Origin of the sequence: Desulfobotulus alkaliphilus (assembly GCF_007830435.1) — a bacterium.
Taxonomy (GTDB): Bacteria; Desulfobacterota; Desulfobacteria; order Desulfobacterales; family ASO4-4; genus Desulfobotulus; species Desulfobotulus alkaliphilus.
The window spans coordinates 1-7,687 of record NZ_VLLC01000060.1 but is presented as its reverse complement, the minus strand read 5'-3'; the positions used below and the strand labels follow the sequence as shown (position 1 = coordinate 7,687).

At 49.0% G+C, this 7,687-nt stretch carries 7 protein-coding genes and 1 pseudogene; 2 read left to right on the top strand and 6 right to left on the bottom strand.

The features are described 5' to 3' along the window. The 5 genes from LZ24_RS16530 to LZ24_RS16510 form a co-directional block, all read right to left on the bottom strand. A partial coding sequence (locus tag LZ24_RS16530; protein ID WP_186443225.1) for an ERF family protein occupies positions 1–236 on the bottom strand: 236 nt, incomplete at its 3' end. 476 nt (positions 237–712) lie between these two features. Beyond that, positions 713–1,666 (bottom strand): Rpn family recombination-promoting nuclease/putative transposase, encoded by a 954-nt coding sequence (locus tag LZ24_RS16525; RefSeq protein ID WP_144686813.1) that lies wholly within the window; start codon positions 1,664–1,666, stop codon positions 713–715. A gap of 227 nt (positions 1,667–1,893) precedes the next feature. After that, positions 1,894–2,520, bottom strand: a complete 627-nt coding sequence (locus LZ24_RS16520) for a recombinase family protein (RefSeq protein ID WP_144686812.1) — start codon at positions 2,518–2,520, stop codon at positions 1,894–1,896. A gap of 260 nt (positions 2,521–2,780) precedes the next feature. Next, a complete protein-coding gene (locus LZ24_RS16515; protein ID WP_144686811.1) occupies positions 2,781–4,307 on the bottom strand; it encodes a hypothetical protein in 1,527 nt (508 codons plus the stop codon). Positions 4,308–4,737: 430 nt separating this feature from the next. Beyond that, positions 4,738–5,895 carry a site-specific integrase gene (locus tag LZ24_RS16510; protein WP_144686789.1) on the bottom strand — a complete coding sequence of 386 codons (1,158 nt, stop codon included), beginning with the start codon at positions 5,893–5,895 and terminating at the stop codon, positions 4,738–4,740. 309 nt (positions 5,896–6,204) lie between these two features. On the opposite strand from LZ24_RS16510, the gene LZ24_RS16505 reads away from it, so the two are divergent. Next, positions 6,205–6,489: a helix-turn-helix domain-containing protein gene (locus LZ24_RS16505; protein ID WP_144686788.1), complete on the top strand. Its 285-nt coding sequence runs from the start codon at positions 6,205–6,207 to the stop codon at positions 6,487–6,489. Positions 6,490–6,510: 21 nt separating this feature from the next. Beyond that, on the top strand, positions 6,511–6,804 hold the full coding sequence (locus tag LZ24_RS16500; RefSeq protein ID WP_144686787.1) for a helix-turn-helix domain-containing protein: 294 nt from the start codon (positions 6,511–6,513) through the stop codon (positions 6,802–6,804). Positions 6,805–7,165: 361 nt separating this feature from the next. On the opposite strand, the pseudogene LZ24_RS17425 reads toward LZ24_RS16500, so the two are convergent. Further along, positions 7,166–7,687 (bottom strand): annotated as a pseudogene (locus tag LZ24_RS17425) (hypothetical protein); the annotation flags it as partial.

Below are 7,687 nucleotides of genomic sequence, written 5' to 3'. Positions count from 1 at the left end.
TTGGTAACGAGTCCCAGATGCCCGATTTCTACGGGAACGGGATACTGCGTCAACCAGATACCATGCCGGATCAAGATACTGCTACAGGCCTCCATGACTGTGCTTAAGGTGGCGTACCTGCTGTTGGTGAAGGTGTTCTTTCTGTCCTTTTGTACCGGTCTCAATTCCTGCTGCACCCGGAGCATAACCTTGGCAAGCTCCTTCACATCCGCTGAGCTGTACTGTTCGATAACCATAGCGACCTCCTTTAAATATAAAGCCCCCCTCTGCCCGTAAAAAGGCAGTAGGGAGGCTGGTTTTGGATAGGATGAATGATCGTTCACAAAGGTAATATATGCCTGAAATTTACTGATCACCACTTTGGGAGGATCTGCATGGGTACCGATGGGTTAAAATGGGTGCAAATAAGCATCTGTGCGGGGAAAATAGAGGGGTATCCGGGATATGACAGGGCGGCATGAAACTGGAGAACTGCAACAGGGAGGACTGAAACTGGAGAACTTGAACAGGGAGGGCGTGAATCCGGAGAGCTGCAACAGGGAGGGCGTGAATCCAGAGAGCTGCAACAGGAGGGCGTGAATCCAGAGAGCTGCAACAGGAGGGCGTGAAACCGAAGGACTCGAACAGAGCAAAAGACTCCCCTTACCCTGCCATGGCTGCCAACACAGCAACCACAGCAGAGAAGATGGATACGGAGCCGTCATACACAGGACTAATGCTTGGTGGCATTATCGCCTATGAGCAGATCCAGACCCTTGTCACCGGCAGCCAGGACTTCCTTGACCTTTTCAGGGGTAAGACCTGCACCCTCGGCTATGTCCTCTGGCTTGAGATTCAACTTTGAAAGACGCATGATCGTCTGGTACTTTTCTTTGAATACGCCAATTCCCTCACCTTCATTACGGCCCTCATTCATCAGTCTTTCCGCTGTAGTCATGGCAAGCTCCTTTCCTTTCAGGCTTACAGTACCTATGGTCTCAGCCACATACTCAGGCTGAAGATCTGTGGTTTTGAAAATGTACTCAATGGCATTTTTGATGATCTTCAGACCATCTTCATCTTCAAACAATGAGGCTGCCAGCTTAAAGTATTCCTTTATGTTTTCTCTGAGCTTCTCTGGATGAAAAATGTTCTTAAAAATGAGCATACAGAACTTCATGGAAACCATTACAAATAGGCGGTCTTTGATCTCTTCATCTTTCCAATTTGCCAGATCCACAAAAATGTACTCTGAATCCGGGATGAAGGGCTTTATCATGGGTGGCAGATCTTTAAAGCAGTCACTGAGAAGACCGGGCTGCCACTCTCTTTCTCCATGATAGACCACTATGGGAATAATGGGGGTTTTTTCTATGTCCTGCTTACGGCACCGCTCCCACTGACTTGCCATATAAAGAAGGGTTTTAAAGAGCATATCATGATCCACATGGCTTTTATGCTCAAACAAAAGGGCGATACGGATCAGCGCACCTTTGAACTGGCAGGTGTAAAGCAGATCAGAAAAATACTCTGACAACTCTTCCCCCAAAAAGGAACCCTTTTCCTCCTTCAGGGTACTCAGATCCAGTTGCTCAAGTATGGCAGGCGGCAAAGATGACCTTACAAGCTCCTCTGCATGGCCCTCTACCTCTAAAATCTTCTTGAAAAAAATATCATGGTTGCCCACTGGCTTCCTCTCATTTCTATTACGCTGTTCTTACAGTAAAAACTCCTGCATGGCTACAGACTTACAGCAACCATGGGCCGACATACTTTATTATCATAAATTATAATCCCCTGAATCAGAAAGCGCAAGAAACAGCAGCCAAAAGATCCCTACGGTACCCACCCGGAAGACAGGATTACACCTTATATATAGGGGGCCATGGAAGGTACCAGCACAGCCCCCTGCCATCAGATACCCTCGGCTTTGGTTCTGGCTATGGTTCTGCGGCTCACACCCAAGGCTCCCTCGATCTCACTGTAGGTCAGCCCCCTGCCCAGCAAGGCAAGGATCTTTTCCCGTTTGATACTGTCTCTTTTACGGCCACCGTACTTACCTTCCAGCTTTGCCCTGGCTATCCCCTGCATCTGTCGCCTTCTTCTGTCTTCAAAGTCTTTTCTTGCAACGGCTGCCAGTACATCCAGCATCATACCCATGACAGCATCAAGGACACGGCCCTGAAAATCCTTATCCTCCTCCTGACTTACTATCAGGCTGTGGGTAAAGGGAAGGTCGAGAGACACAATGAGAATCCCCTTGCTCTGTATCTTCACCCGGAGCTTCTGCCAGTCATCGGCATTGAGACGGGAAAGCCTGTCCACCTGTTCTATGAGAAGCACATCGTCTTTCTGCATGATACCCAAGGCCCTGAACAGTTCTGGCCTGTAGAGCTTTGCACCCGACTCGTTTTCTATGAAGTACGCAGTCACGGCCACACCGTTTTCAGAGGCGAACTTGTCCAGCATATCCTTTGCTCTGGTTGCGTCCTGATCTGCTGTGGATGCCCGAAGATACCCGTACACTCTTCTTTCAACCATGATCCACCTGCTTCCGTAGCGTTTACTTTGGCTGTGGTTTATATCGACAGGTTACTTTGAATGGTATCCGCATAATCGTAAACCTGATTTTATTAGACTTTTTGAACGGTCAAAACTGTACCTGCTGCATGTCCTTGGGGTACACCCAAAAGAAACCCATCCGATCCACCTAAGCCCACTCCCCTGCCCTGATTTTTTCTACCTTATATATAGGGGCCACTCCGGAACCACACCCGCAGCCCGAAGTCACCCCCATGGTTTCAGGGTTCTTCTTCATCCGTCCCGTCTTCTATATCCAGCCAAGTATCCGAAACAACACCGCCATCATCCGTAAGGTCTGCCACACGGGGAAAGTCATCTTCTTCTGGGGATTCATCCAGAGCTTGCCCATCTTCTGCACTATCCTCTTCTTCCAGCTCCAAGGCCCTGTTTTCCTCTGCCTCTCTTTTTACAACCATGTTCCTCAGTGTACCCGGCGACCATGTGCCCCTTCCGGAAAGGGTCAGGATTTTTGCATCATCGAGTATGGAAGCAAGGGCACTGTAACTCGGAGCAGGGCTTATGGTTGCTCTTCTTTCCATTACCCAATCAAGGACAGCTTCTTTGTTGGGCTTGGAATGGACGATGCTTTCAATAACAGGCCGCAGGTTGTGGGGGTCAGCATCTTCAGGGTCTTCTTCTGCAAGGTCTGCTGTTTCTTCAGACTGAATACCCGGTACCGTAAAATCAAAGGAAAGGGTCTGCAGGCTCACCTGTAGATTGCTGGCATCTATCTCATAAAACTGGAACGGTTCTTCCACGGGCTGGCCCAGCTCCCTTTCAAGAGTAGTCATCCGTCTGTCCAGATTGCTGATACCGTTTTGCATGTCATCTATGGCCTCACAGATGGCGGTTACGGCTATGTTGTTCTCGGTAGCCAGCTTCTGGAAGGAATGGGTCAGGGTACGGGACAGTTCTTCCCCAAGACTGGTAGCAAATTTCTGCAGAAGGGATTCCAGCATAGGGGGCAGCTCCTTCAGCAGCTCCTCCTTAATCTCCTGGGCCAGTTCCTTTGCGTTGACAGGCTGGGTATCCCAAACCGTGTCTGTGCTTATGGGGGTATCGGGAAGAGTAATGTTCATGTGACCTCCTTCGGGTTCATTATTAAGATTAGTCATGGATAAATTCGATGTATTGAGAAACACGGGCACAGGATCACACCGGTCATCAGGGCACACCTGCACAGGTTCACACCCGTCACTGGGGCACACCTGCACAGGATCACACCGGTCACTGGGGCACACCTGCACAGGATCACACCGGTCACTGGGGCACACCTGCACAGGATCACACCGGTCACTGGGGCACACCTGCACAGGTTCACACCCGTCACTGGGGCACACCTGCACAGGTTCACACCCGTCACTAGGGGACACATGCACAGGTTCACACTCGCCATTAAAGAACTGGGGAACAGGTTCACACATCATATTCGCACTCCTGATCCAATAGTGACTGTATTTTTCCAGGCACTCATCCACCCACTCACCGAGCTGAGGATCATCCTTTATTTCCTGTCTTTTCAGAAGAATATCCCTTATATCCTCAAAGGAATACTCTTCAAACCGCAATCCGTCCACCAGCAGTATAATTTCTATGCACTCCTCAAAGCATTTGAAATACCCTCCGTCCACGACAATCCCAGGGAGAAACAGCCGCATCTGATTACGGTAATTGAGTATCTTTTTATAATTGATGTTCAGCTCCACGCCTATTTGCCTGAAGGAATACAGTTTCCTGTCAATCATACCCGCCTCCTCTCATACATTCTTGACATCCTGATGCCGCCCCGGTATCACGCCGACATCACACCAACGCCGCCCCGACATCACACTGAAAGCATCGGACGCTGGCGTTTTGGCAAATTCTGTCCATTTTGATCATAATTACGCCGGAAAATGCCATGGCGTAAGTTACGCCGTCCAAAAATCCCCTAAAATGGCCGAATATGCGCATATGCTCACTGGAACGCTGTTTACAACCATCAGTCGGCACCTTGTAACATACTGATTTCATACGACCCACCAGACACCCTACCCATCACAAAAAAAAGTACCCATCTATTACCCATCACGATTTTCAGAAAAGCGCCGAAAGACTTCGCATGATTACAGGACTTTAACCCCCCAAAACGACCCATCAATTTCCCATCAGCACTTTTAAAAATCACAGCTCAAATCACTCAGAGTCACCATCACTTCCTATGCTCCGGGACACTATTTCAGTGGCCTCTTTGAGGGTATCCTGGCTCAAATGGGCGTACCTCTGGGTGGTAGAAATGTCTGCATGACCCAACAATTTTTGTACCTCATAGAGACTCCTGCCGTGGTTGATCAGAAGGGAGGCAAAGTTGTGTCTCAGGTCATGTACCCGGACATCCTCCAGCCCTGCTTCCTTCCTGATTCGATCCCATGTACTGTGAAAATGCTTCAGCGGCTCACCTGTCTTGGGGTTGGCAAATATAAACGGACTGTTGTTATCCACACGCCTTTTCAGCACATTGATGGCAGATCCAGACAAGGGGATATGCCTTGGTTTTCCCGACTTGCTCATGGGTACCGTCCACAACCCATGCTCAAAGTCCATATCCTCCCATTTGGCATGGCTGGCCTCACCCTTCCTTGCGCCTGTCAGAATCAAAAACTCAATCAGATCGGGCACTACGGTACTCTGGCTGTTCTTCAATGCTTTCAGCAATCTGCCCGTCTCTTCATGGGTTAAAAACCTCTCCTTATGCTCATTGTCTGCCAGCTTGGACACACCCCTTGCAGGGCTTTTGTCGATGTACTCCCATCTTTCTGCCAGGGAGAAGATGTACTTCACCAATGCCATCATCCGGTTCACAGACCCCGGTTTGTAGCCCATAGCCACATAGGAAGTCTGAAAATCCCTCACATCATCCCGTGTTATGGCAGACAGTTTGGCGTACTCCCACAAGGGCAGAAGCACCCGGTCTATCACCTTCTCATCCTGCTCCCAGCTTCGTTTGTAGAGCTTCACATGGGGGATGTACTTATCCTCTGCAAAGTCACCGAATGTCATCTCCTGTTTTTTCTTTTCCATCATGGCTGCTGGATCGTAGCCCAATGCCGTCTGTGATCTGATCTCTCTCGCTGCCATCCTTGCATTTTCAAGGCTTATGGCATCCACAGGCCCGATACGCACCTGACGCAACCTGCCGTGCCTGTCCCGGTAACGCAGATAGTAGGTACACCTGCCAGAAGACCGCACCTCCAGCATGAATCCGGGTATTTCCGTATCAAAGTAATCCACCCTGCCCTTGGTCACTACAGGTGGATCAGCCACAAAGCCCGTTGTGAGAAGTATCTTTGGCATCGCATCCTCCCTTCATACTGCATCCATGTTTCCTGCCCCTGCCCTCAGTCATCATGCTAAAAAGATGGGAATTCATATGCAAGCAATTTAGAAAAATATCTGTAAAAAAATCGTGAGAATGTTGGTACCGAACAGAGAAAAATTTCATGCTTGAAATCATTAGAAAATCAAAAGTCAAGTAATTTTCAAGAAAACACTAAAAAAATAAAAATGGGCTTTTCGGACAAAACACTCCCCTCCACGACCACAAATTGCTATGCTGTTCTAAGCATGAATTACCCATACGATGAACTACAGAGAGGAGGCATGATGAAGGACAAGACATACGATGTGGAACTGATCACAGGAGAACAACTGAAGGCAGGACGGATACTGCTTGGATGGTCACAGAGAACACTGGCTGCTAAAGCCTACCTGTCCCAGGGGCCAGTCACCCAGGCAGAAAAGAACAATGTAAGGAAAAAAAGCACCATCATGCTGATTGCCCATGTGTTGATGGAGGCTGGGATAGAGTTTATCAACCATGAGGACGGAACCTTTGGGGTACTGATCAAACCGGATGCGGACAGGGCAGATGAAAGGGAAGATGGCTGAAATACAGTGGAGAGTGGAGGTATGATGAGGGAAAAAGCATACGATGTGGAACTGCTGAAGGGAGAGCAGATCAAGGTTGCAAGGATACTGCTTGGATGGTCACAGAGAACACTGGCAGCCAAAGCCTACCTGTCTGAAACGCCGGTCACACGGTTGGAGAGGAAGATACTGGAGAAGAAAAGCACCATGAAACTGCTGGCCCATGTACTGACAGAGGCAGGGATCATATTTGTCAATCATGATGATGGAACCATGGGTGTACTGATCAAACCAGATGCGGACAGGGCAACAGGTGAAGAAGTGGATAATGAGTGAGGACAGTGGGAAGCAACCAGATACCCTAACCCGCAGGAAACACCTACAGCAAGGAAAACAGACAGGGCTGATGTACCACCCTGCCCTCCTGAAATCAGCTCATACAGCGGACAAAAGGTACGGTAAATACGGGGGATAGAGAGCGCAAATATGATGTTCGGTACAATCGGAGCAAACAGGATGGATGGACACAGAACGGGATGTACAAGAACAGATACCGAGGCCACAGAATACACCACAAGACAAAAACCAGACGCAACCCATACTGAGGGCTGCGTCCGGTCATGGTTAGATAGAAATCAAAATAAAAGGGATTGGTGACACAGGTACCTAATGGCTGTATCCGTGTCTGCACCAGAGCCTAATGCTTGGTGGCATCCTCTCCGATCAGCAAATCCAGACCCTTGTCCCCGGCAGCAAGGACTTCTCTGACTTTTTCTGGGGTAAGTCGGGTAGCCTTGGCAATATCCTCTGGTTTCATGTTGAACTCACGGAGGCTCATGATGGTCTGGTACTTTTCGTTGTACATGCCCTTAACCACACCCATCTCTTCACCCTTCTCCAACCCAAACCGCTCTGCACTGGTAATGTATGGCATCTTTTTTTCCTCCTCCAAGAGGTAAACTTCTTTAAGGAACTGTGCTTCCAGTTCCTTGGGCAGGCTGATCATCCAGTCGATGTAGCGGTACAGCTGCAGGATGTCTTCCTTGCTGTAGTTCCGCTGATACATGAGCTTCACCAGATGGTATTTCCAGGCCTTCAGCTCGTCTTTGGATTTGCTGCTTTTGGCCTTGATCTGGGCCATGACCACCAGAGAGAAGACATTATCGTTAGTTTCAAGCTCATCCCACCTGTCTTCCCAATCCATAAGTTTGACAATGGG